Here is a 20,228-nt window from a genome sequence, read left to right on the forward strand (position 1 = left end):
ATGGAGAGGTTTCTATCTATTCTCTTGATCGCCCTGCTCCTTGTGGGCTGTGCGAAGATGACGGAGGAGAAGAGGGCAAAGAAGGCACAGGAGTATTACAAGGAAGCCCTTCAGGCTTTCAGGGAGAAGGATTACGGAGAAGCTGCTTTCAAGTTCAACGAAGCTTTGAAGTTCATGGATTACCTAACTCCCAAGCAGATAGAGAACGCCAAGTTTCTCCTCGGGAAGAGCTACTACTTGGATGAAGACTACGTGAACGCCGTCGTAGCTCTCGAAGACTACATCTTCTACTATCCTAAGCTTCCAAGAACCGAGGAGGCGTACTACTTACTCATAGATAGCTACATAAAGATAGCCCCAGATCCTTACAGGGATCAGGAGTACACCTGGAAAGCTATAGACAAGGCTAAGGAGTTTTTGACACGCTTCCCAAGGAGTGCCTTCTATCATAAGGTTCAGGAGCTAATAGACGAGGCTTATACGAAGATTGCAAAACACGAGTATCTCATAGCAAAGTTCTACGAGGACTATGGCTATACCTACTCCGCTGCCCTGAGGTATCAGGAGATACTCGTTAACTTCCCGAAGTATGTCTCCGAGGAGGAGGTAGCCTACCGCTATATACGTTCGCTACTCCTTGTTGACAGGCAGGTAGAGATGGAAAAGGACAAGCTTGAAGACCTTATAGAGGAGACGCAGGACAAGTTAGAGGATGTGAAGGGAGAGGAACGGGAAGCGGTAAAGAGGAGGCTCGAGTTCCTCAAGAAGGAGATCGAAAGGTGGGAGGAGATCGGAAGGAAGGCAAGAAAAGAAGCTCTCAAGGCTATAAAGAAGTATAAAGAGGTCTATGGAGCTACGAAATATTACAGGGAGCTGGAGAACCTGCTAAAGAGGAAGGGATGGAAAAGCTGAAGCTTATAAAGGAGAAGCTGGAAGATAAGAAGGCTGAGGATATAGTCATACTCGATGTTTCGAGGCTTACAAACATAGCCGATTACTTTGTTATAGCCACGGCTAACTCCCCCGTTCACGCTCGGGCGGTCGCCGATTACATAGCTGAGGAGGCAGAGAAAGCTGGATATCAGGTGGATCACGTCGAGGGTATGGAGTTTGGTAACTGGATACTCATAGACCTCCTCGACGTAATAGTCCACATATTCACACCGGAGTGGAGGGAACACTACGGGATAGAGTGGATATGGTCTGAAGCCCGGAGGGTGGAAGTATGATAGTTCTAAAGGTAGCTCTCTTCATACTCGTGCTTATTCTCGCGCTCGTATTCGCTTACTACAACCTCGAGCCGGCGAAACTTACCTTCTTCCGTTACTCCCTTGAGTTTCCTCTCTTCCTGATAGTGCTGATAAGCTTCATTGTGGGCTTCCTTATATCGTACGTACTCTCTGAAATAAGGTCTATCGGTTGGAGGAGGTATGGGGAGAGACTCAGGAACGGTCTCCATAAGCTCTGGACAGGGTATCTCTCTTCCGCTGAGAAAGAGTTCTCCAAGCTCATAGGAAGGGAGGAGATAATACCCCTCTATATTGAAAGCTTGAGGGAGCAGTTCAAAACACCGTCCCTTTACCTGCAAAGGTACGAGGGGGGAATAGTTGAGACCGCCTTAGCGGAAGATCTTCATCGGGAAGACAGGGAGAGGGCGATAGATCTCCTCGAGAAGGCGGCGGGAAAGAACCCCGAAAACCTGAGGGCTAAGAGGCTCCTGCGTTCTCTCTACTATCTAAATGGGGAACGGGAAAAGGCTCTCGACCTACAGAGGGACGTCTTGGAGAGGAGTGAGAGGGTTCTGCGTGAAGAGGAAAAAAGGATTCTTGGAGCAATGCTTGCCGATATGGGCAGGGTGGACGAAGCTGAGAAGTTCCCCCCCTCCCTTCTGTCTCTCTTTGTCTTGAGTTCGCACGAGGAGAGCAAGAAGAGGAGGAAGGGTATCCAGAGGGCTTTCGAAACAGGCCTTCAGAACGAGCTTGTCCTCCTTATGGTGGAGAGGAACGTTGTAAACCAGGATCTAATGGAGTTTGTCGAAGGGAAGAAGGAAGAGCTTGACACCTTGGTTCTTGCCCTCCTTTACCTGAACCTCGGCATGGAAGAGAGGCTCGAGGAACTAAAAGACAGCCTCCCCGCTCCGATAAAAGATCTTATAAACAAAAAGGAGTTGAGGGAGTGTTACAGAGATCTGTTGGAAATTTTAAAGCTTTGGGAGTGCTCCATCTGTGGCAAGGAACAGGAGAGGTACATCCCCGTATGTGGCAACTGTTTGAACTGGAATAGACTAAAAGTTAAAAGGAGGGAGTAAGATGCTAATGGATCCGTCGAGGGGGACGGTGAAATTCAAGGTTGTCTATCACGGCATAGCCATGTCTGGAAAGACCACAAATATAGAGCAACTTGCCAAATCAAGTGGTCTCGATGTCCTGAGCTTCGACACCAAGGAGGAGAGAACCCTCGTCTTTGATTTCATCACCAAGAAGATGGATATGGAAGGGTTCACAATCTCCTTCTCCATATATACGATCCCGGGACAGAATATCTACAAGGATATAAGAAGAATGGTCATGAGGGGAGCTGATGCAGTGGTCTTTGTTGTGGACTCCTCAGAAAAAAGGTTGTTGGAAAATAAAGAGTTCATAAGCGTTCTTGAAAGCGACCTTAAGATGTACGGTAAAACCTTGGATGATACTCCTGTTGTGATCCAGTACAACAAGAGAGATCTTCCCGACGCCTTGCCTTTAGAGGTTCTCCAGAAAGAGGTCTCCATACCGGGAAAGAAATCTGTAGAGGCTGTGGCGGTGGAGGGTAAAGGTGTTGAGGAGACCTTCGACCTAATTGTGGGGGAGCTCTTGGATAAGTTCAGAAAGATGGTAGGATAAATTGGAGTATGTTCTACGGCTATATCGGGGACGCTCGGAGCCTGAACGATATATTAACTGGTCTCCTTCAAGGTAGGTCGGGAACCTTAGAGCTCTTTGTGAACCGATACTTTTTGTCCCTCAGAGTGGAGGACGGCCTGATAAGGGAGTTCAAGTGTGATCTGAACGGTTTTAAAAAGAAGGTAAACGCTTACAACCTGCTGGTTTACTGCCTTGCAGAAATGCTCTCTAATCCTGAGGGGTTCTTTGCCTTCTATGAAAGCGCTGACGTAAAGGGAATCCCCCTTGAAACACCGGTCGGCAACGACGAGCTAATGATTCAGGCAACCGTAGTGAGGAAGGAACTTGATCATATAGTTGATAAGATAATATCACCCTATGCGATTTTTAGAGCCTTCGAGAGAGATCCTGAGACCTCCTTCTTTGAAGGTAAAAACCTTATAGAAGTTATCGTCCTCTCGGAAGAGCCTATAGTTTCCTTGCTCAGGAGAGTAAAGGACCTGCTCGCAGAGGGAAAGCTTGACATATACGAGTTCAGAGAGAGTGAGATTGCGGAGGCTTTAGAGATAGAGTACATGATGGAGAGCGTCCCTCTCAAGAAGGTAAACATAGTCACGATCCTCGAGAGCCTGAAGAACGGTAAATTTTCCGGAATAGCCAGAATATCCTCACAGACCTATACAATAAATCTTTTCTACGAAAACGGCGAGATCTTTGCCGTATATCCGATAGATTTCGACGTCTTTGAGTTCTTCCTATCCCCCGACAGGAACGCCGACCTCAGCCTCGTGTCCTTAGACAACAACGTCGTGAAGTTCATAGCGATGAGGTACCTGACAAAGCCCGAGATAGATACGGTGAGCAGTCACTTCATGGAAATAAGCAAGCTCTTTTTAGGTCTAAGTAAGTATAAGAAGAACGCTCTCCTTCTGATCTCTGAAAAGAGAGGAGACAGGTTCATAGTCTTTAAGGACGGGAAGCTCCTTATGTCCCTGATGGAGAGCGAGGGCGCCTTCAGGATCAACGACTCACTGAAGTTCGAAGAGCCCTACTTCGTCAGCCTGTACTTTCAAAAGAAGGTGGACAACATAGCTTCCCTCGTCTACCTTTTCATGATCAACGAGGTTCTGAGCATCTTCATGAAACACTCCCCGACGAGAACTAACACGATAGTCCTGCGGGAGGCCGTGCGCTACCCTTTCCTGACTTTCTCCGAGGGGAAGTTCCATCTCACCAAGAATCCCGGTGAGGAGGAAGAGGAGAAACTTCTAAGTCTTCTCTCCTTCATGCTCGATCTTGGATCTCAGGAGATAGGTGAGAAGAAACAGGAGGAGGAGCTCGAGTTCCAACTCAGACCTTTTAAGGACATATTCAAGGTTCTCGACATAGACAAGTACCTTAAGATAAAGGGTTAGAATGCTCAAGGAAGGCGACTGGATACTGATAAGGTATGGGGAGAAGAGGTACCTCCGTCGCCTCGAACCCAGGGGGAACCTGAACGTGAGGAAAGACGTCCTAAGGTTCTCTGAGCTCGTGGGAAAGCCTGAAGGTATAAGGCTGGGGAAGTTCGAGATTTTCAAGCCCACCCTCGAGGAGGTGATCGTCCTCGGCTTTGAGAGGAAGACCCAGATAATTTATCCAAAGGACGCCTTCTATATAGCCTTCAAGTTGGGGATAGATAAAGGTTCGAAGGTTCTTGAGTTCGGGACCGGGAGTGGCGCCCTTTGTGCTGTCTTCTCAAGGCTCGCCGGGGAGGTATACACCTACGAGGCGGTTGATAAGTTTTACAAACTCGCCAAGAAGAACATGGAAAGGTTCGGCCTCGGAGAGAACGTCAGGTTTCATAACGAGGATTTTGCAAAGGCTGAGGTTCCTGAAAATTTCTTCGATGCCGCCTTTGTAGATGTAAGGGATCCCATCCCCTATCTCGAAAAGGTTCACGGAGGTTTGAAGGAAGGAGCTCCCGTCGGCTTCCTTCTTCCCACGGCGAATCAGGTGATAGACCTCCTGAAGTGTATGGAGGGGCTCTTCGGAGGTATCGAGGTACTCGAGATACTCCACAGATACTACAAGACCGTCGGTGAGCGCTTCAGACCGGAGGACACTATGGTCGGACATACCGCATATTTACTCTTTGCCAGAAAGATCAGATCTTAGATAGAACGAACTCCCCTATAGGATTTCTGAACTCTTCATCTCCCAGGTGGTAGGCTGTCCATAGGTGGAGGCACCTCACCTTAAAGGGTTTCGCCCTGAAGTTCCTTATCCCCCCGATACCGACGTCTGGATTTAACAGAACTCTCTTGCACACGAGATCCCACTTACCCGTTCCCTCGTAGATCTGTAGAAAGTCTCTTCTCAATATCTCCCTCCTCTTCTTTACCTCCTTCTCGTGGAGCTTTATAAAGAACTCGAACAGCTCCCCGTTTGATGTTATTTCCTCGGAGAGCTTTCTTATCCAACCCTCCGACTCGAGCTTAGATATCGCACCTCTCAGGTCCCTGTCTAATATCCAGAACCTCGTCGGTTCGGGCCTGTATATGCCGTTCTCGAAGACCACGATAGGGTTCTCCACAGCCCTCATAAGTTTTTAAACTATACTGACTTTCCGGTAAGTCCATTACCGAATTTTCGGAAATTGACAAGTATCAATAACTTACGAGATTTATCCCAAGGAGGTGAAGCCATGGGAAGGAGAGCTCTTTCACTCGGTCTCATTCTTTCTGTAGCCGTAGCCGGAGGTTACAGGATAGGCACGGAAGAGTACAAGGGGTGGAACCACGTAAAAAGCATGGTAATTTACAGCGAGAAGCATCCCCTCTATAACCCCTTCGGAGGCATCCATCACGTATATGCCAACGATATAGCCCTGAAGGCGGTGAAGAAAGGCGGAAAGAGGAGCTTTCCGGACGGTTCGGTTCTCGTATTTCTCCTTTACGAAGCCAAAGAGTCGGAAGGAGCTTACACCGAAGGGAGGAAGAAGATAGAGGCATTTATGATCAAGGACTCTAAGAGATTCAAAGACACTGGAGGATGGGGATTTTACGCCTACGATGGCTCTGGAAAGAATCTGGTGAAGAACATGAAGAGGGACTGCTTCAGCTGCCACGCTCAGGTGAGGGAGAGGGACTACGTCTTCTCGGTTTACAAAGAGTGAAGTTCTCCAGTCTTTTGAGCGTAGGGAGTACGTCCTTCCCTTCGGTAGACAGGGAGTAGAGGACCTTCGGTGGTCTCGTGGGGAGAACCTCACGATGAACGAGGTTAAGATCTTCGAGCCTCTTGAGCCTCTCCTGAAGAACCTTGTCAGATATGCCGTCGAGCATCTCTCTTATCTGCGAGGGGGACTTCGGCTCCTCGAGGAGCTCCATTATAGGGAGTGTCCACTTGCAGGAGAAGAGCCTCACCATATCTTCCACCGGAAGATCTACCGAAGAGAGCCACTCTCTCAGAGGCAAGAACTCCTCCGAGTTCTTCAAGTAGTAGTAGGACTCCTTTGGATAGCCTTCCACAGTCCACTTTCCGATGAGTCCTCCCTTCATAAGGCGGGAGAGCCTGTCGAAGAGGACCCTCTCCTTCAGACCCTCTATCTCCCTCAGAAGCTGGGAGGGCCTCTTCTGCCCCTCGGTGAGCTTCAGGACTATCTGGAGAGCCCACTTGCAACGGAGAACGCTCTTTCCCTCCATTCTCAGAATTTACTCTAAAGGCAGGAGCCTATCAACGAGCTTCGTTATCCTCCTCTGTCTCTCTTCTCCCTTCTCCATTCTTCTTCTCTCCCTGCTCAGTTCCTCCAGCACCTCCTCTATACTTTCGGGAAGGCATCTCTCTACAATCTCCCTAACCCTTCTGGAGAGAGCGGGAACTTTCCCCGAAGAGCTTATCCCTATAACAAGATCTCCCCTGATTACGAGGGAAGGGAATAGGAAGTTGCAGAACTCCGGAGAGTCCACCGAGTTGCATAGTATCCCTCTTCTCTCACAGAGCCTGTATATCCTCTCCTGAAGCTTTACGTTATCTACCGCTACAATCACGACGTCCGCTTCCTTCAGGTCCTGAGCGAGAAACCTCCTCCTCTTCAGTCTTATCCTCCCTTCCCTGTAAATCTCATCGAGCTCTCGAGTTACCTTAGGAGCTACAACGGTTATGTCTTCTGTAAACCTCAGTAGGTTCTTCACCTTCCTCGTGGCAACCCTTCCACCGCCGACGACGAGAACCTTTTTCTTTGAAAGGTCTATAAAAACAGGAAAGAACGGCATCACATCCCCTCCGCCCAGAGTCCCCTCTTCTCCATCATCGCCTTCCTCTGAAGTTCTACAAGCCTTTCGGCGTACTTGACGTTGGGAGGGACGGTGTAAACTGTAGCGTAACCCTCCTCAACAAGGACCTCGTTGAGCATCCTTCCGTCGGGGAGATAGACGTAAGCTAAGAGCCTTCCGTACCTGTCGTGGAGCTGGACGTCCGTTTCTAAGTAAACGATCGTACCCGGAGGTATGAGCCTCTTGGTGAACTCCGAAGCCTTCTTTCCAAGTCTGATTATCTCCTCCACCGATCTCCCGCTCTTCTCGGCGTCCCTGTACGCCTTTTTGTTCCTCCTGCTCTCAGGTGTGTCTATGCCTATCAGTCTCACCTTAACCTCCTCTCCGCTCTCGAGCCTGCACTTGAAGGTATCCCCGTCGTAGACCTTTACCACCTTGCATGGAACCTTATCGAGGTTTTCGGCGCTCACGTCTGCTCCGCCTATCTTCTTGAACTGTTCCTCGGCAAGCTGATAGAAGACGTACAGGACGAGAAGAACGAGAAGGTAAGATACTCCTCTTCTCGAAAGGGGAACTTTCCTGGGCATGTGTTTATTCTATACTATGGATATGGGAGTGATTGAGGAGCTTGTCCAGAGGAACAATTCCAAGATACTCCTGGTGGTCCTCGACGGCTTGGGAGGCCTACCTGTTAAGGACGGAAAGACGGAGCTCGAACTCGCCAATACACCTAATCTCGACGAGCTTGCTAAGAGGTCTGCCTTAGGAATGCACATTCCGGTAGACTACGGGATCACACCGGGGAGCGGTCCCGGTCATCTCGGTATATTCGGCTACGACCCGATAAAGTACGAGATAGGAAGAGGAATACTGGAAGCCCTCGGACTCGGCTTAGAGGTCAGAGAGACGGACATAGCGATAAGGGGAAATTACGCCACCGTAGAGTACGTGAACGGGAGACCGATAGTCAAGGACAGGAGGGCAGGGAGGATACCAACCGAGGAAAACAGGAGGATAACGAGGAAGATACAGGAGAACTTAAAGGAGATAGAGGGAGTGAAGGTGATAATGGCTCCCAGTATGGAGCACAGGACCGCCATAGTTCTTCGTTTCCCCGAACCCCTCCCCGAAGGAAGCGACGAGATAAACGACACCGATCCCCAGGCGGTCGGTAAGGAGCCCTTGGAGCCCGTTGGAAGGAACCCTAACGCTGAAAAGGTCGCCCGCGTAGTGAGGAAGTTTATAGAGGAGGTCTCCAAGATACTCAGGGATGAGCCCAAAGCCAACTACATCCTCCTAAGGGGCTTTTCCAAAAAGCCGAACATACCGACGATGGAGGAGCGGTTCGGACTAAAACCCTGCTGCGTAGCGGTTTATCCCATGTACAAGGGCCTCGCAAGCTTAGTCGGCATGGATGTGATCGAGTTCGATGGAAACACCATAGAGGACGAGATAAGAGCGCTCAGAAAGGTTTGGGAGAGCTACGACTTCTTCTTCCTCCATATAAAGAAGACGGACTCCTACGGAGAGGACGGAAACTGGGAAGGAAAGGTGTCCGTTGTGGAGGAGTTCGACAGACATCTCCCCGATCTACTCGACCTCAAACCCGACGTCCTCGCGATAACCGGAGATCACTCCACCCCCTCGATACTTAAAGGTCACTCTTGGCATCCCGTCCCCCTACTGATTCACTCCCCTTACACCCTGGGAGGAACTTCGGAGAGGTTTACGGAAAGGGAGTGTCTAAAGGGAGAGCTCGGCACAATACCCGCCCAGAAGAAGATGAACCTCCTTCTGGCTCACGCCCTCAGACTCAAGAAGTACGGAGCTTAAAGATGGAAGTTAAAGCCTTCTACTGGAAGGGAGATCACCTGCTCCTCTTAGACCAGAGAGAGCTCCCTAAGAGGGAGGTTTGGCTCGAGCTCAAGGATCATAAAGATGTCGCAAGAGCCATAAAGGACATGGCGGTCAGGGGAGCTCCGGCTATAGGATGCGTCGCCGCTTACGGCTTTGTCCTTGGTGTAAGAAAGGGGTTTGATCCAAGGGAGGTTTACGAGACTCTAAAGAACACCCGTCCCACAGCCTACAACCTCTTCTGGGCTTTGGAGAGAATGTTATCTGCTTACAACTCAGGAGAGGACATAGAGGAGGAGGCAAAGAACATAGAGATAGAAGACTACGAAGCGAACAGGAGGATGGGGGAAATAGGCAACGAGCTCATACCGGAAGAGGCGAGGATACTTACCCACTGCAACACGGGAGCCTTAGCCACAGCCGGGTGGGGAACAGCTCTCGGAGTTATACGCTCAGCCCACTACGCCGGGAAGAGAATTACTGTCTGGGTCGATGAGACAAGACCTTACCTCCAGGGATCAAGGCTCACCGCCTGGGAACTTCTGAAGGAAAACATACCCCACAGGATAATAACGGACTCAACCGCGGGCTTCCTTATGAGCAGGGGGCTCGTGGATCTCGTCATACTCGGAGCGGACAGGATAACCGCGAGGGGGGACGTGGCAAACAAGATAGGAACCTACTCCCTTTCCGTTCTGGCGAAGGAGCACGGAATCCCCTTCTACGTCGCTGCCCCCTCTTCGACCTTCGACCTTGCTATAAATAGCGGAAAAGATATCCCCATAGAGGAGAGGAGTGAGGAGGAGCTCAAGAGTTGTCTCGGCGTGGAGATAGCCCCCGAAGGGTCTCCTGCAATCCACATAGCCTTCGACGTTACCCCTGCAGAAAACATAACCGCGATCATCACGGAAAAGGGGATAATAAAACCCGTCAATGAGGAAAATATAAAGAGATGCCTCTCCTGAGCGTGAGGATGAGAGCCTCCCTTAGGGAGAGACACGTATCCGGAGCGGAACGGATAATCGAGGAAAACGACATACCCCAAACACTCTGTGGGCTTTTAAGAAGACCGAAGGAGCACGACAGCCTTATAATAACCTTGGAAAGGCTTAAAAGCGTAGAAGTAGTAGATCTATCCCTACCGATCAGCTCCTACTCCTTCTCCTCGGTAGAGTCTGCAAGGGAGTTTGCCATGAAGAAGCTCGTGGAGTCGGGAGTTCCCAGAGAGGTGGCAAGGGGAGGTGTAGAACTCCTCTCGAAGGGTGCGAATCCTAAGGGTGGGAACATGAGGGGTGCGGTCCTGATGGACGTAAGAACAGGGGAAAGACTTGAGCCAGATCCCGAGCGGGGAATAAGGACGGTTAGGGTGGACTGGATGGACCGCCCCGCGGTCAGGAAAGAACTGCTGAGCAGAGGCTTTACCGAGAGGACCCTCGATGCCCTCGCCCTTGCCATCAAGAACCTCTTTTGCGGTGTCCTCGCCGAACTCTGCTGGAGCGATGATCCAGATTACCTTACGGGCTACGTTGCCTCTCTAAAGCTCGGTTACGTTAGGATAACGCCTTTAAAAGAAAGAGGAGATCCTTTGGGGGGTCGGATATACTTTATCGAGAGAGAAAGGGTAGGGGAAGTAATAGCATGCTTGGAAAGAAGGGCGGTTTTGATAAGCTCCTTGCCTCACTTCTCGTAATCTTACTGAGTCCAATAATTTTTGTGGGAGTACCTACGAGGATAGCCTTCAACGAATGGTTCATCGACTGGGAGTACTCGAAGGCGGACTTTCCAAAAGATAGGTACGGGATGGAGGACGATTATAGAAAGTATCTCGCAAAGCTCGGACTGAGGGCAGTTCTCTCCGACGAAGGGATGGAGGAGTTCAAAAGGGCACGGCTACCAGACGGGAGACCTGCCTTCACTCCCAGAGAGATCAAACATATGGAGGATGTAAAGAACTTCTTAGGCTGGTTCTTTCCCTTCGTTTACCTATCCGTTCTTCTCTCCCTCCTTTCTATTCTCTATCTTAGGGACAGGAAACTTGTAGGCTGGACGTTGTTAGGTTCATCTCTCTTTTCTCTAATCCTGATTCTGGGCGTAGCCTTCTTCTCGATAACGAACTACGACCTTGCCTTTGAACTCTTCCACAACTATGTCTTTGATCCCTACTCCTGGAGGTTCAAGTATACCGATACTCTACTCAGGATCTATCCCATGAAGTTTTGGTACGATGGAACGCTCCTGGTAATAGGTATGTCCCTTCTACTCTCCCTTGTCTCTCTATTCTCGGGAATACTCCTGATCAGATATAGGAGATCATCTTAAAGTAGGATCTTATCTGATGGGGGTTCGCCTTAAGCTCTGCAACAGATCTTCTCTCCTCCTCGCCTCCTCCCTGGATTCTTTTATTAGTTTGTATCTCCGTATAACCCCAGCCTTAGCGAGATAGTCCAGAGCCAGAGAGCGACTCCCTCTTCTCCAAGTCCGTATCTGAGGGACTCGCTTTTCTTTCGGGCTTCGAAAAGGCTATATCGAGGCCGACTTTGGAGCTTTTCCTGAGTTTTGTGTCCTCCACCGGAATGCTATCTTCTCCGCAAAGAGAGGCTTCAGGATATACAGGCTGAGTGATATTAAAAGTATTTCAAAGAGTAGCAGGAGCCTCTACTTCACCTAAACTATTATCTTATGGAGATCCGGAAGAGAGTAAAGGAGATTCTTAAGGAGCTGATAGCTATAAGGAGCGTTTCGGGAAGGGAGGAGTCTATTCAGAAGTTCATAGAGGAAAATCTAAGGGAGAAGGGGATAGAACTCCAGAGGCAGTCTGTTGATGGAAGGAGATACAACCTTTTCTACAGAGGGAAGAAGCCTGTTCTGATCTCCTGCCATGTGGACACTGTCCCGCCGATAGATATGAGGGAAGCTTTCAAACCGAAGGAGATCGATGGGAGGATATACGGAAGGGGAGCAAGTGACGTGAAGGGTCCCTTAGCTTCGCTCATCACCGCTGTGGAACTGTTCAAGGAAAGGTACCCTGAAGAGGAACTCCCCGTTTCCTTAGCCTTCGTGGTGGATGAGGAGAACAACTCCGCCCTCGGTTCGGAAAAGATGAGCGAACTCCTCGAAGGGGAAAGGTTCTGCCTCGTTTTAGAGCCCACCTACGGCATGCTCTGCACCTCCCAGATGGGAGCTATGGAGTTCATCGTCACCGTAATTGGAGAAGGTGCCCACGGAGCGGAGTTTGAAAAGGTGGAGAACCCAGTAAAGGTGTGTATGGAGATAGTTAGGAGGCTGGAAGAAGGTCTCGATAGACCTGTAAACGTAATCATGATCAGGGCAGGTTCAAAGAACTACGTCGTACCCAAGCGGTGCGAGATGCTCTTGGAGATAAAGCTCTTCAGAGGGGAAAGCTGGAAGACTCTCGATGGCAGGATAAGGGAGATCCTCAAGGAGATAAATACCTCCTGCAAGATCGATTACAGGCTCGAGGACGTGGAGGAATACATAGACTTCGGGTGCGACGGTTTCGTGGAGGTCTTAGAGGAGGCTTACGAGGAGGCTATCGGGGAGAGACCTGAGAGGGGGACGATGCCCTCCTGGACCGATGCGGCTAACTACCACAGGGCAGGTCTCTCCTGCGTAATCTTTGGACACGGGAGTCTCAAGGATAGTCATACTGACAGGGAGAGCATAAGTGAGGAGGACCTCGAGAGGATGACCCTCTTCTTCCTCAGGTTAATGGAGAAGCTGAGATGAGGATAGTCTTCAAGATAGGTTCGAACCTTCTTCAGACCGAGAGGGGAGATATAGACCTAAAGTTCCTTTCGAAGCTCGCTGAGTCGGTAAAGGAGCTCAAAAGTCTTGGAGACGAGATCTTGATAGTGTCCTCGGGAGCGGTTCTCTGCGGTGCCAAGAAGCTGGGGATCGAGAAGAAACCAGGAGAGCTCACTTTGAGACAGGCGCTCTCCGGTATAGGACAGGCTTACCTCATGCACATCTATGACACCATATTCTCCAACTACGACCTGACGGTGGGACAGGTCCTACTCACCAGCGACATCTTCAAAAAGGGGAACGAGGACAGGTTCAAGAACGCCAGGAATACTTTGGAAAGGATGTTAGGGCTCGGGATAATCCCGATAGTAAACGAGAACGACACGGTGGCTGTGAGCGAGCTTATTTTTGGAGACAACGACTTTCTCTCCGCCTACGTAAGCTACATGATGGAGGCGGATCTACTCGTGATCCTCTCTTCCTCCGGCGGACTACTGGACGAGAAAGGCAGAGTGGTTAAGGAGGTAAGGGACATAGAGAAGGCGATGAAGCTTGTCAGGGGAACGGGAACGGAGTTCGGAAGTGGAGGAATGAGGAGCAAGCTTGAGGCTACGAGGCTCGCCGTATCCATAGGAATTCCGGTGATCGTCACAGGTAAGGAGGACGACTTCAGGAACCTGCGAGAATTGAAGACTTCGGGAACTCTATTTGTTCCCTCCCAGCGGAAAATCAGGAGCAGACTTAAGTTCATGGCAATGGTGGAGGAGCCCAAGGGTGTCCTCTTTGTAGATGAGGGAGCGGTTAGAGCAGTGAGGGAGGGGAAGAGCCTCCTCCCCGCGGGAGTAATAAAGGTTGAGGGCAACTTCTCGAAGGGGGACGTTGTCAGCGTTGTGAATCCCGAGGGGATAGCCGTGGGGAAGGGGAAGGTAAACTTCTCAAGCGAAGAGATAAGGAGAATAGCCGGGCTGAAAGGCTATCAGGTCAAGGAGCTCTTGAAAACGACCAAGGAGGAGGTTATCCACAGAGACAACCTCGTTGTCTTTCAGTAAGCCAAGGCGTAAAAAATTAAACCTATGTACTCCCTTATCGCTATAGAGGAATCGTAAAAAACGCTGTACTTGGGAAATAGACTGTAGAGGTTGTACCTACCCTCGAACTTGAAATCGGTCGGGTAGGGCTGAACCTTTAGACCCGCCTTCTCGAAAACCCGGACCGCCCTTTTCATGTGGAATGCAGAGGTAACTAAGGTTATACCTTTGCAACCTATCCTCCCACAGATCTCCTTCACATAGAGAGCGTTCTCCCTCGTATCCCTGCTCCTGAGATCTGCGTATATGTCCTCCTCGTCCACACCGAACTCTAACAGGAGTTCTTTCATTATCTTTGCCTCTGGTATAACCCCTATCGCCGCCCCACCTGAGAGTATTAAAGGTCTCCCCGTTCTCCTGTGAAGTAGGAATGCGGTTATGAGCCTCTTGTAGGAACTCGCCTTAAGGTAGCCGGAATTGTAGGCACCACCCCCGAGAACGACTATGGCGTCTCCCTTTACTTCCTTCGGCCTGGGATAAGCTCTCTCCAAAGGATAAAAGAGCAGATCCTTGAAGGGCTCTACGGATATGAGATAAAGGGAAAGGGCTCCTACCACCGCCGGGATGTAGACGATCCTCTTCTTCCTTGAAAACACTCCTATGAGAAGGAAGAGGGCTATGTATATCCCAGGAGGGAGGATTAAATATGAAATCAGCTTTTTGAGAAAGAACATCTTAGCGCTTCTTTCTTACAGCTATTATAACGTTCTCAACACCGGACTTCTTTGCGGCATCCATAACGTAAACTACGAACTTGTGTTTCGTATCTTCATCGGCCTCAACGATTAGGTAAGAAGGCTTATGTTTTTTTAAAAAACTCTCGATACTCTTCAGATCGGTCGGCTTTCCCTCTAAGAGAAGAGCCCCCTTCTGCGTTATCTGAACCCTCGCCGCCCTGATCCTTTGTGTCTCTCCCTTCTCAGCTTCGGGTAATTTGACCGCCAAGAAGGTCAAGGGAGCCTGAAAGGCTAAAACGGCTAAGAACAGAAAGACTGCCAGAAGCGTATCAACGAGAGGAACAACATCGATGTAAGCCCTCTCGTCGCTTCCTAACCGAGCCCTTCTCCTAAGGTTCATACCTCACTCCAACATACTGAGAATGTCCCTCGCCTCCTGTTCTACCTTCTCTATTATGTCGTTCCCCATGTTCCTGAATATCCAGTAGGCAAGTAGGGCTGGTATAGCGACTATCAAACCGGTCGCAGCTGCCGTGAGAGCTTCCCCTATTCCTGCAGCGAGCAACCTCATAGCCTCCTCCGTTTGAACCGAGGCATAGGCAGAGAAGACCTTTATGAGTCCCGTTATGGTTCCGAATAGTCCGAGGAGCGGAGCGAGGGAAGCTATCGCAGACAGAAGCATAAGGTTCTTCTCCACAGCTGGGATCACAGCGGAGAGTTCGCTCTCCATAATTGAGAGGAGCTCCGATTTTCTTCTATTCCCCTTCAGGTACTCATCGAGAACTAAGCTAAGAGATTTTGAGAACAGATCCGTATTCAGTGAGAGCACCTTTGCGGCACCCTCCACATCACCCTTCTGTAAAAGAATCTTCACCTCGTTGATATTCTTGGGAAGAAAGGCTGAAACCCTCAGCCTGACTATCCTCTCTACTATAAACACCCAGGAAATTATAGAGAGGATTATCAAGGGATACATAACGACACCGCCCTTTCTTATCAGTTCCGTGAGCTGAAAAAAGGCTCCCTCCATCACTTCTTCACCTCACACTTGGGAAGTTTCTTTCTCAAGATTTTAACCTTTTTTATATCTCTCTTGGTCAGGTACCTATGATCGAGCTTGTCCAGCAGGCAGGAGGCGTCCCTACGAGCCCTCAAGGAGATCAAAATGTCCACCGCCTCAAGGATACTCCTATTGTAGTAAGGCTGAACTCCCTTAGCGGTGAGGATAACCTCAACAAAGTATTCTAAAGCCTTTCTCTTATCCCTCTTTCTTTCCATTCTACCCAGTAAGTAGAGCGCCTTGGCTCTTACCTCTGGATCATTGCTCTCCTTGGCTATCTTGAGGTACTTCTTCCCTTTCGTCTTACTGTACATGGTGAGGGCTATCTTTCTCAGTTCCTCGTCCTTGGAGTTCTCCTTCATAAGCTCATCGAAAAATTCTATAGCCTTCTGAAGATCTTCCGATATGTATATCTCCAGAGCTCTCTTTCTGTCCTCAAAACTGCCACCGCTCAGGAAGTCCGCCAGCTTTTTAAACTCCTTCCTCTCTAAGTAAAGGTTCTTAAGCATTGATATCGCTATCTCCTTTTCCTTTTTGCTCCCTTCCATAATCGCTTGCTTTAAAAGCTCCTCCTTCCTAAGGGGGTCCTCCTCTATCTCGGCAAGTTTTATAAGGGCTCTTGTCCTGTAAGTTTCCATTTCAGAGAGCTCGGTGAGAATTCTCTTAGCCTCCTCCCTGTTCCCCTCTTTTATATATAAGGAAGCGAGCTGTAACTTTATATCTGGGATAAGTGGGGAGTCGGGGAACTTGCTCATGAACTCCTTAGAAAGGGTTTTTAGATCCTGAGAGGGTCTCTGGAGTTCTATCTGGACTAAGGCGAGGGTAGCATCGAGAGCTTCCTTAGAGTTCGGATAGAGTGTTAGGATCTCCTTGTATATCTCCTTAGCCCTATCGTAGTTTCCAAGATTGTAGTAGGAATCGGCAATTCTCAACATGGCTCTACTCTTCAGAGCGTTCTCCTTCAAGAGCTTTTCGAAGTATGTTATGGCTTCCCGATAGTTCCCCTCTATAAAGAAGCTCATTCCGAGAAGGTAAAGTTCTTCCGGTGTCTCTTCGGTCAGGAACATCCTTGCCAGCTCACCCTTTCCCATAGATATTGATGCCTTTGCCTTTAAGAGTCTCTCCTTGTAGCCGTCCCTTCCTTCGAGAATATCTATTACCTCTTCGTATCTGCCGGCGTTGTAAAAGGCGAGGGCTTTATGATAAGCGTCCGTGAAGTATCTTGCAGCCTCTGTCCATCTCTCCTTCCGGAACATAAGCCATCCGAGATATTCCCTGTAAAGCTCAGGCGTAGCTTCTTTTATTTCCTCCAGCACCCTCTCCATCTCCTCGTCTTTCCCCAGCCAGTAGAGCGTTTCTAAGAGCCACACGTAGTAGTCTCTATCCCTATCCTCCACTTTCTTAAGGGAGATGTAAGCTCTCCTGTAATCCCCGTCTCTTATGGCGGACCATGTAGCGAACAGGTAATCTCCCGCCTTCTCGAACTCCGCGTAGGCGAGAGAGTCCTTCCCCTCGTTATAGAAGAGCACACCGGCGTTTCTCAGAGCTAATCTTGAACCGGTAGACTGGTAAGCAAGCCTCGAGAGGATAACGTCTCCACCAGATAACATCAGGTACAGACTGTCAGCATAGTCCGGTCTGGACGTCTCTAAGAGGGATGCGTACTTGTAAGCGAGTTTTAGGTCCCCGTTCCTCAAAGCTATGACACCGAGGTAGTACAGTGCCACATCTCTGTAGGGGCTGAGCGGTCTCGAGTACCTCTCGAATATACCTTTAGCCTCCTTCTCCTTTCCCTTTTCCAAAAGGATTATCCCCTTTCTGAGCTCCGTGCTCTCACGGTAGTCCGTGTTTTCTTTTCCCTCAACAAAGTCATTCACGTAAGCGCAGTAGTTTGTAAATACCGTATCGCTACAGCTGGTCCTTTCGATCTTACCCTCTTCCTTTAATGAATACACTTTGCTCCACAGATCTGGGGTGTCCACGCGAACGGGCTTACCTTCGAGCCTGAACTTAAGAGCATAGAGGGCTTCACAGGCTGGCATCCTGTAAGGATGTTGAGCTTCACAGGAACTTTTAAGGAAGTTAAGCGCCTTTTTCTCTCTGCGGGTCTTTGAGTATATGAGTCCGAGGACGTACTCCGCCTGAGGAATGAAGGCCGAGTTCTGAATAGAGAGAACGTCGAGCATTTTGCTCTCAGCCTTTTTAAGTCGACCCTTCAGATAGGACTTTACGCCAGCTCTGTAGTAGGATCTATCCTTGGGACCCCCACAACCTTGCTCCTCTTTCGGGATATCGATGGGTGCCTCTTCAATTTCCTTTGGGGGTTCGAGTAGGTCCTTGGAGAGGTCTAAGTGTGTTATCTCCTCTTTAAGCTCTATTCTTTCGGGGGGAAGGAGTTTGGGTTTTTCCTCGAGGATCTTACCGACTACCTTTACCCTAAGGTTGATACTTTCCCGTAGAGGATCGGCAAGTACCGAACCGAAAAGTAGGAGCAGGCTAAAGAGCCCTGTGAGCTTCCACATACAGATCCCCCAGATGACAGGTTATGTTCAGCTTTTGAAGAACGTTCCTCTCCTCCATAAGAACCACCGAGTAAGAGGCGTTATCGCATCCAAAGCTCCAGAACTTGGAAAGATCAATATCCAATAGTGCGCAGTACATACACCTTATCGGGACTGTGTGGGAGACTATAACTACCGTTTCCTCCTCGTGGTTCTTCTTCACATCATCGAGGAAGTCCTTAACCCTTCTGTAAACGTCCTCCAAGCTCTCCCCTCCCTCGAACCTTATCCTGTGGGGCTCCCTTATCCATAGCTCGAACTCTTCAGGATACCTCTCTCTGACCTCTTCCACCAGAAGCCCAGACCACTTGCCGTGATCTATCTCTATCACTCTCTCCTCCTTATGTAAAGGGATGTCGAGTCTTTCGGAAATTATCCGTGCGGTCTCGTAGGTCCTTCTTAGGGGAGAGGTGTATATCCTCGATACGTTTTCCTTTGAGAGCTCCTTTGCCAGCGCCTCAGCTTGAAGTTTTCCACGCTGAGTAAGATCGGGATCCAGAAGCCCCTGATACCTTCCGATGGGATTCCACTGGCTTTCGGCGTGCCTCACGATTATCAGCTTTGGCATTTACAGAACCTGTATTTTAGCACAAAGAAGGAGGCACGCCCCCATACCGAATCTGGTAAGTATTTTCAATTACTGAACCTGTCCCATCTTCCTCGCTATCTCGACGAGCCTCGCTATCCTCTTTTCGGTGGAGGGGTGGGTGGAGAAGAGTTCCCAGATACCCTCTCCCTTGAGGGGGTTCTCTATAAAGAGGTGGGCGGTTCCCTCGTTCACCTTCGCGGGGACCTGTGTGACGTAGTTATGAATCTTTTCGAGAGCCCTCGCCAGAGCTAAGGGGCACCCGCAGATATAGGCTCCAGTCTCATCGGCGAGATACTCCCTCGATCTCGATATAGCCATCTGGATTATAGCCGCGATTATCGGAGTGATAATTATGAGAAGAATACTCCCCACTATGGATAGGGGGTTGTTGTTCTCTTCGTCCCTTCCCCATCCGAATATGAGAGCCCACTGGAGCCAGTTCACTATCATAGATATAGCGCCCGCTATGGTCGCCGCTATGGAAGCTATAAGGACATCCCTGTTCTTTATATGGGCGAGTTCGTGGGCAAGGACTCCCCTAAGCTCCTCTTCGTCCAAAATCTCTAAAATCCCTCTCGTTACCGCCACCGCCGCATGCCCCGGACCTCTTCCAGTCGCAAAGGCGTTGGGTTGTTCCATGGGGACGAGGTATATGGGAGGCTTCGGTATGTTCGCTCTCCTTGCAAGATCCTCCACTATTCTGTGGAGCCAGGGAGCCTCCTCGTAGCTTATCTCCTTAGCCCCGTACATGGAAAGGACTATCTTGTCCGAGAACCAGTAGGAGAGGAAGTTCATGACCGCCGCTATTATGAAGGCTATGAGCATACCCGTCTTTCCGGCTATCGCGTTACCGAGGAAAAGTAGTATCCCGGTGAGCAGTCCGAGGAGTATAGCGGTCCTTAGCATGTATCCCATGAACCTTAACCTCCTAAAGGTTGTTTTATAGAGATTCGGTAATTATATTTAATCCTTAGGTGATCGAAAAGTCAAGGGGAATGATTACGTTCCTTTTAGTTCTCATACTGGTAGCGTATGGCTATGCTTTAACTCCTCAGGAGGAGAAACAAATCATCAAAGACCTTACGGAGATAAAGACCTCCTTAAGAGTCTTCATGGGGCAGGTGGACAAGAGGTTTGATCAGATGCAGAAGAGCATAGATGAAAGATTTGAGCAGATAGATAAGAGATTCGAGCAGATAGACAAGAGGTTTGAGCAGGTGGATAGGAGATTCGAGCAGATAAACAACGAACTGAACAGACTTGTGAACATAATGGTAGGTATATTCGTCGCTCAGATAGGTTTGGTAGGAGGGATCGTAGGTTTCGCACTGTGGGATAGAAAAACTATTGTAAGTAAGGCAAAGAGAGAAACTATTGAAGAGTTAGAAAGGGACGTAAAACCCGAAAGGTTGAGAAGGCTTCTAAATGCCCTTAGGGAGCTTGCTAAGGAGGATGAAAAACTTGCAGACGTCCTTAAAAGAGAAGGATTACTTTAAATG

24 protein-coding genes are annotated in these 20,228 nt (G+C 49.4%); 14 read left to right on the forward strand and 10 right to left on the reverse strand.

Translation table 11 applies throughout. The features are described 5' to 3' along the window. From ACZ483_RS03190 to ACZ483_RS03215, 6 genes are read left to right on the forward strand one after another with little or no spacing between them, the layout of a single operon-like run. Complete coding sequence (locus ACZ483_RS03190) at positions 1-912, forward strand: outer membrane protein assembly factor BamD (protein WP_464324730.1); 912 nt, start codon at positions 1-3, stop codon at positions 910-912. Continuing rightward, the gene (rsfS, locus tag ACZ483_RS03195; RefSeq protein ID WP_464324731.1) at positions 900-1,229 is read left to right on the forward strand and encodes a ribosome silencing factor; all 330 of its coding nucleotides are present in this window, start codon (positions 900-902) and stop codon (positions 1,227-1,229) included. The genes ACZ483_RS03190 and rsfS overlap by 13 nt, the downstream gene beginning before the upstream one ends. After that, on the forward strand, positions 1,226-2,308 hold the full coding sequence (locus tag ACZ483_RS03200) for a hypothetical protein (RefSeq protein ID WP_464324732.1): 1,083 nt from the start codon (positions 1,226-1,228) through the stop codon (positions 2,306-2,308). The genes rsfS and ACZ483_RS03200 overlap by 4 nt, the downstream gene beginning before the upstream one ends. A 1-nt stretch (position 2,309) precedes the next feature. Next, positions 2,310-2,882, forward strand: coding sequence for a GTP-binding protein (locus ACZ483_RS03205; protein WP_464324733.1), 573 nt, complete (start codon positions 2,310-2,312; stop codon positions 2,880-2,882). 8 nt (positions 2,883-2,890) lie between these two features. Continuing rightward, a complete protein-coding gene (locus ACZ483_RS03210; protein WP_464324734.1) occupies positions 2,891-4,297 on the forward strand; it encodes a hypothetical protein in 1,407 nt (468 codons plus the stop codon). A gap of 1 nt (position 4,298) precedes the next feature. Further along, entirely contained in the window at positions 4,299-5,039 is a 741-nt protein-coding gene (locus ACZ483_RS03215) for a tRNA (adenine-N1)-methyltransferase (RefSeq protein WP_464324735.1), read from the forward strand. Here ACZ483_RS03215 and ACZ483_RS03220 read toward each other — a convergent pair. Further along, positions 5,029-5,466, reverse strand: coding sequence for a DUF501 domain-containing protein (locus tag ACZ483_RS03220; RefSeq protein ID WP_464324736.1), 438 nt, complete (start codon positions 5,464-5,466; stop codon positions 5,029-5,031). The two genes, ACZ483_RS03215 and ACZ483_RS03220, sit on opposite strands and share 11 nt — an antisense overlap. A gap of 102 nt (positions 5,467-5,568) precedes the next feature. Between ACZ483_RS03220 and ACZ483_RS03225 the strand changes: the two genes are divergently transcribed. Beyond that, a complete protein-coding gene (locus tag ACZ483_RS03225) occupies positions 5,569-6,039 on the forward strand; it encodes a cytochrome P460 family protein (RefSeq protein WP_464324737.1) in 471 nt (156 codons plus the stop codon). Here the strand turns inward: ACZ483_RS03225 and ACZ483_RS03230 are convergent. The 3 genes from ACZ483_RS03230 to ACZ483_RS03240 are packed head-to-tail and all read right to left on the reverse strand — an operon-like array spanning position 5,981 to position 7,722. Next, the gene (locus ACZ483_RS03230) at positions 5,981-6,565 is read right to left on the reverse strand and encodes a winged helix-turn-helix transcriptional regulator (protein ID WP_464324738.1); all 585 of its coding nucleotides are present in this window, start codon (positions 6,563-6,565) and stop codon (positions 5,981-5,983) included. The genes ACZ483_RS03225 and ACZ483_RS03230 overlap by 59 nt on opposite strands. Before the next feature lie 9 nt (positions 6,566-6,574). Next, positions 6,575-7,135: a precorrin-2 dehydrogenase/sirohydrochlorin ferrochelatase family protein gene (locus ACZ483_RS03235; RefSeq protein ID WP_464324739.1), complete on the reverse strand. Its 561-nt coding sequence runs from the start codon at positions 7,133-7,135 to the stop codon at positions 6,575-6,577. After that, on the reverse strand, positions 7,135-7,722 hold the full coding sequence (locus ACZ483_RS03240) for a thermonuclease family protein (protein ID WP_464324740.1): 588 nt from the start codon (positions 7,720-7,722) through the stop codon (positions 7,135-7,137). Before ACZ483_RS03240 ends, ACZ483_RS03235 begins: the two co-directional genes overlap by 1 nt. Before the next feature lie 16 nt (positions 7,723-7,738). On the opposite strand from ACZ483_RS03240, the gene ACZ483_RS03245 reads away from it, so the two are divergent. The 6 genes from ACZ483_RS03245 to proB all read left to right on the forward strand — a co-directional run bounded on the left by ACZ483_RS03245 (position 7,739) and on the right by proB (position 13,803). Beyond that, positions 7,739-8,968, forward strand: a complete 1,230-nt coding sequence (locus ACZ483_RS03245; protein ID WP_464324741.1) for a 2,3-bisphosphoglycerate-independent phosphoglycerate mutase — start codon at positions 7,739-7,741, stop codon at positions 8,966-8,968. 2 nt (positions 8,969-8,970) lie between these two features. Further along, positions 8,971-9,954, forward strand: a complete 984-nt coding sequence (mtnA, locus tag ACZ483_RS03250) for an S-methyl-5-thioribose-1-phosphate isomerase (RefSeq protein ID WP_464324742.1) — start codon at positions 8,971-8,973, stop codon at positions 9,952-9,954. Continuing rightward, on the forward strand, positions 9,942-10,679 hold the full coding sequence (bioW, locus tag ACZ483_RS03255; protein ID WP_464324743.1) for a 6-carboxyhexanoate--CoA ligase: 738 nt from the start codon (positions 9,942-9,944) through the stop codon (positions 10,677-10,679). The genes mtnA and bioW overlap by 13 nt, the downstream gene beginning before the upstream one ends. After that, positions 10,628-11,308 carry a TIGR01906 family membrane protein gene (locus ACZ483_RS03260; protein WP_464324744.1) on the forward strand — a complete coding sequence of 227 codons (681 nt, stop codon included), beginning with the start codon at positions 10,628-10,630 and terminating at the stop codon, positions 11,306-11,308. Before bioW ends, ACZ483_RS03260 begins: the two co-directional genes overlap by 52 nt. A 360-nt stretch (positions 11,309-11,668) precedes the next feature. Then, the gene (locus tag ACZ483_RS03265; protein ID WP_464324745.1) at positions 11,669-12,736 is read left to right on the forward strand and encodes a M20 family metallopeptidase; all 1,068 of its coding nucleotides are present in this window, start codon (positions 11,669-11,671) and stop codon (positions 12,734-12,736) included. After that, entirely contained in the window at positions 12,733-13,803 is a 1,071-nt protein-coding gene (gene proB, locus ACZ483_RS03270) for a glutamate 5-kinase (protein WP_464324746.1), read from the forward strand. Before ACZ483_RS03265 ends, proB begins: the two co-directional genes overlap by 4 nt. Here the strand turns inward: proB and ACZ483_RS03275 are convergent. The 6 genes from ACZ483_RS03275 to htpX form a co-directional block, all read right to left on the reverse strand. Then, positions 13,797-14,516, reverse strand: coding sequence for a YdcF family protein (locus tag ACZ483_RS03275; protein ID WP_464324747.1), 720 nt, complete (start codon positions 14,514-14,516; stop codon positions 13,797-13,799). The genes proB and ACZ483_RS03275 overlap by 7 nt on opposite strands. A gap of 1 nt (position 14,517) precedes the next feature. Next, positions 14,518-14,919 carry an ExbD/TolR family protein gene (locus ACZ483_RS03280; protein ID WP_464324748.1) on the reverse strand — a complete coding sequence of 134 codons (402 nt, stop codon included), beginning with the start codon at positions 14,917-14,919 and terminating at the stop codon, positions 14,518-14,520. Between the two features lie 3 nt (positions 14,920-14,922). After that, a complete protein-coding gene (locus tag ACZ483_RS03285) occupies positions 14,923-15,549 on the reverse strand; it encodes a MotA/TolQ/ExbB proton channel family protein (protein ID WP_464324749.1) in 627 nt (208 codons plus the stop codon). Next, positions 15,549-18,101 (reverse strand): tetratricopeptide repeat protein, encoded by a 2,553-nt coding sequence (locus ACZ483_RS03290; protein WP_464324750.1) that lies wholly within the window; start codon positions 18,099-18,101, stop codon positions 15,549-15,551. The genes ACZ483_RS03285 and ACZ483_RS03290 overlap by 1 nt, the downstream gene beginning before the upstream one ends. Continuing rightward, entirely contained in the window at positions 18,076-18,708 is a 633-nt protein-coding gene (gene pspA, locus ACZ483_RS03295) for a phosphoserine phosphatase PspA (RefSeq protein WP_464324751.1), read from the reverse strand. The genes ACZ483_RS03290 and pspA overlap by 26 nt, the downstream gene beginning before the upstream one ends. A gap of 69 nt (positions 18,709-18,777) precedes the next feature. Next, complete coding sequence (gene htpX, locus ACZ483_RS03300; protein ID WP_464324752.1) at positions 18,778-19,644, reverse strand: zinc metalloprotease HtpX; 867 nt, start codon at positions 19,642-19,644, stop codon at positions 18,778-18,780. Positions 19,645-19,724: 80 nt separating this feature from the next. On the opposite strand from htpX, the gene ACZ483_RS03305 reads away from it, so the two are divergent. Continuing rightward, positions 19,725-20,225 carry a hypothetical protein gene (locus tag ACZ483_RS03305; protein ID WP_464324753.1) on the forward strand — a complete coding sequence of 167 codons (501 nt, stop codon included), beginning with the start codon at positions 19,725-19,727 and terminating at the stop codon, positions 20,223-20,225. Positions 20,226-20,228 lie beyond the last annotated feature (3 nt).

Source organism: Hydrogenivirga okinawensis, from assembly GCF_055385515.1.

What these genes read in the sequence shown, in the direction of transcription:
- ACZ483_RS03190 (WP_464324730.1), top strand. Translation starts at nt 1, where the DNA reads ATGGAGAGGTTTCTATCTATTCTCTTGATCGCCCTGCTCCTTGTGGGC.
- rsfS (WP_464324731.1), top strand. Translation starts at nt 900, where the DNA reads ATGGAAAAGCTGAAGCTTATAAAGGAGAAGCTGGAAGATAAGAAGGCT.
- ACZ483_RS03200 (WP_464324732.1), top strand. Translation starts at nt 1,226, where the DNA reads ATGATAGTTCTAAAGGTAGCTCTCTTCATACTCGTGCTTATTCTCGCG.
- ACZ483_RS03205 (WP_464324733.1), top strand. Translation starts at nt 2,310, where the DNA reads ATGCTAATGGATCCGTCGAGGGGGACGGTGAAATTCAAGGTTGTCTAT.
- ACZ483_RS03210 (WP_464324734.1), top strand. Translation starts at nt 2,891, where the DNA reads ATGTTCTACGGCTATATCGGGGACGCTCGGAGCCTGAACGATATATTA.
- ACZ483_RS03215 (WP_464324735.1), top strand. Translation starts at nt 4,299, where the DNA reads ATGCTCAAGGAAGGCGACTGGATACTGATAAGGTATGGGGAGAAGAGG.
- ACZ483_RS03220 (WP_464324736.1), bottom strand. Translation starts at nt 5,466, where the DNA reads ATGAGGGCTGTGGAGAACCCTATCGTGGTCTTCGAGAACGGCATATAC.
- ACZ483_RS03225 (WP_464324737.1), top strand. Translation starts at nt 5,569, where the DNA reads ATGGGAAGGAGAGCTCTTTCACTCGGTCTCATTCTTTCTGTAGCCGTA.
- ACZ483_RS03230 (WP_464324738.1), bottom strand. Translation starts at nt 6,565, where the DNA reads ATGGAGGGAAAGAGCGTTCTCCGTTGCAAGTGGGCTCTCCAGATAGTC.
- ACZ483_RS03235 (WP_464324739.1), bottom strand. Translation starts at nt 7,135, where the DNA reads ATGCCGTTCTTTCCTGTTTTTATAGACCTTTCAAAGAAAAAGGTTCTC.
- ACZ483_RS03240 (WP_464324740.1), bottom strand. Translation starts at nt 7,722, where the DNA reads ATGCCCAGGAAAGTTCCCCTTTCGAGAAGAGGAGTATCTTACCTTCTC.
- ACZ483_RS03245 (WP_464324741.1), top strand. Translation starts at nt 7,739, where the DNA reads ATGGATATGGGAGTGATTGAGGAGCTTGTCCAGAGGAACAATTCCAAG.
- mtnA (WP_464324742.1), top strand. Translation starts at nt 8,971, where the DNA reads ATGGAAGTTAAAGCCTTCTACTGGAAGGGAGATCACCTGCTCCTCTTA.
- bioW (WP_464324743.1), top strand. Translation starts at nt 9,942, where the DNA reads ATGCCTCTCCTGAGCGTGAGGATGAGAGCCTCCCTTAGGGAGAGACAC.
- ACZ483_RS03260 (WP_464324744.1), top strand. Translation starts at nt 10,628, where the DNA reads ATGCTTGGAAAGAAGGGCGGTTTTGATAAGCTCCTTGCCTCACTTCTC.
- ACZ483_RS03265 (WP_464324745.1), top strand. Translation starts at nt 11,669, where the DNA reads ATGGAGATCCGGAAGAGAGTAAAGGAGATTCTTAAGGAGCTGATAGCT.
- proB (WP_464324746.1), top strand. Translation starts at nt 12,733, where the DNA reads ATGAGGATAGTCTTCAAGATAGGTTCGAACCTTCTTCAGACCGAGAGG.
- ACZ483_RS03275 (WP_464324747.1), bottom strand. Translation starts at nt 14,516, where the DNA reads ATGTTCTTTCTCAAAAAGCTGATTTCATATTTAATCCTCCCTCCTGGG.
- ACZ483_RS03280 (WP_464324748.1), bottom strand. Translation starts at nt 14,919, where the DNA reads ATGAACCTTAGGAGAAGGGCTCGGTTAGGAAGCGACGAGAGGGCTTAC.
- ACZ483_RS03285 (WP_464324749.1), bottom strand. Translation starts at nt 15,549, where the DNA reads ATGGAGGGAGCCTTTTTTCAGCTCACGGAACTGATAAGAAAGGGCGGT.
- ACZ483_RS03290 (WP_464324750.1), bottom strand. Translation starts at nt 18,101, where the DNA reads ATGTGGAAGCTCACAGGGCTCTTTAGCCTGCTCCTACTTTTCGGTTCG.
- pspA (WP_464324751.1), bottom strand. Translation starts at nt 18,708, where the DNA reads ATGCCAAAGCTGATAATCGTGAGGCACGCCGAAAGCCAGTGGAATCCC.
- htpX (WP_464324752.1), bottom strand. Translation starts at nt 19,644, where the DNA reads ATGGGATACATGCTAAGGACCGCTATACTCCTCGGACTGCTCACCGGG.
- ACZ483_RS03305 (WP_464324753.1), top strand. Translation starts at nt 19,725, where the DNA reads ATGATTACGTTCCTTTTAGTTCTCATACTGGTAGCGTATGGCTATGCT.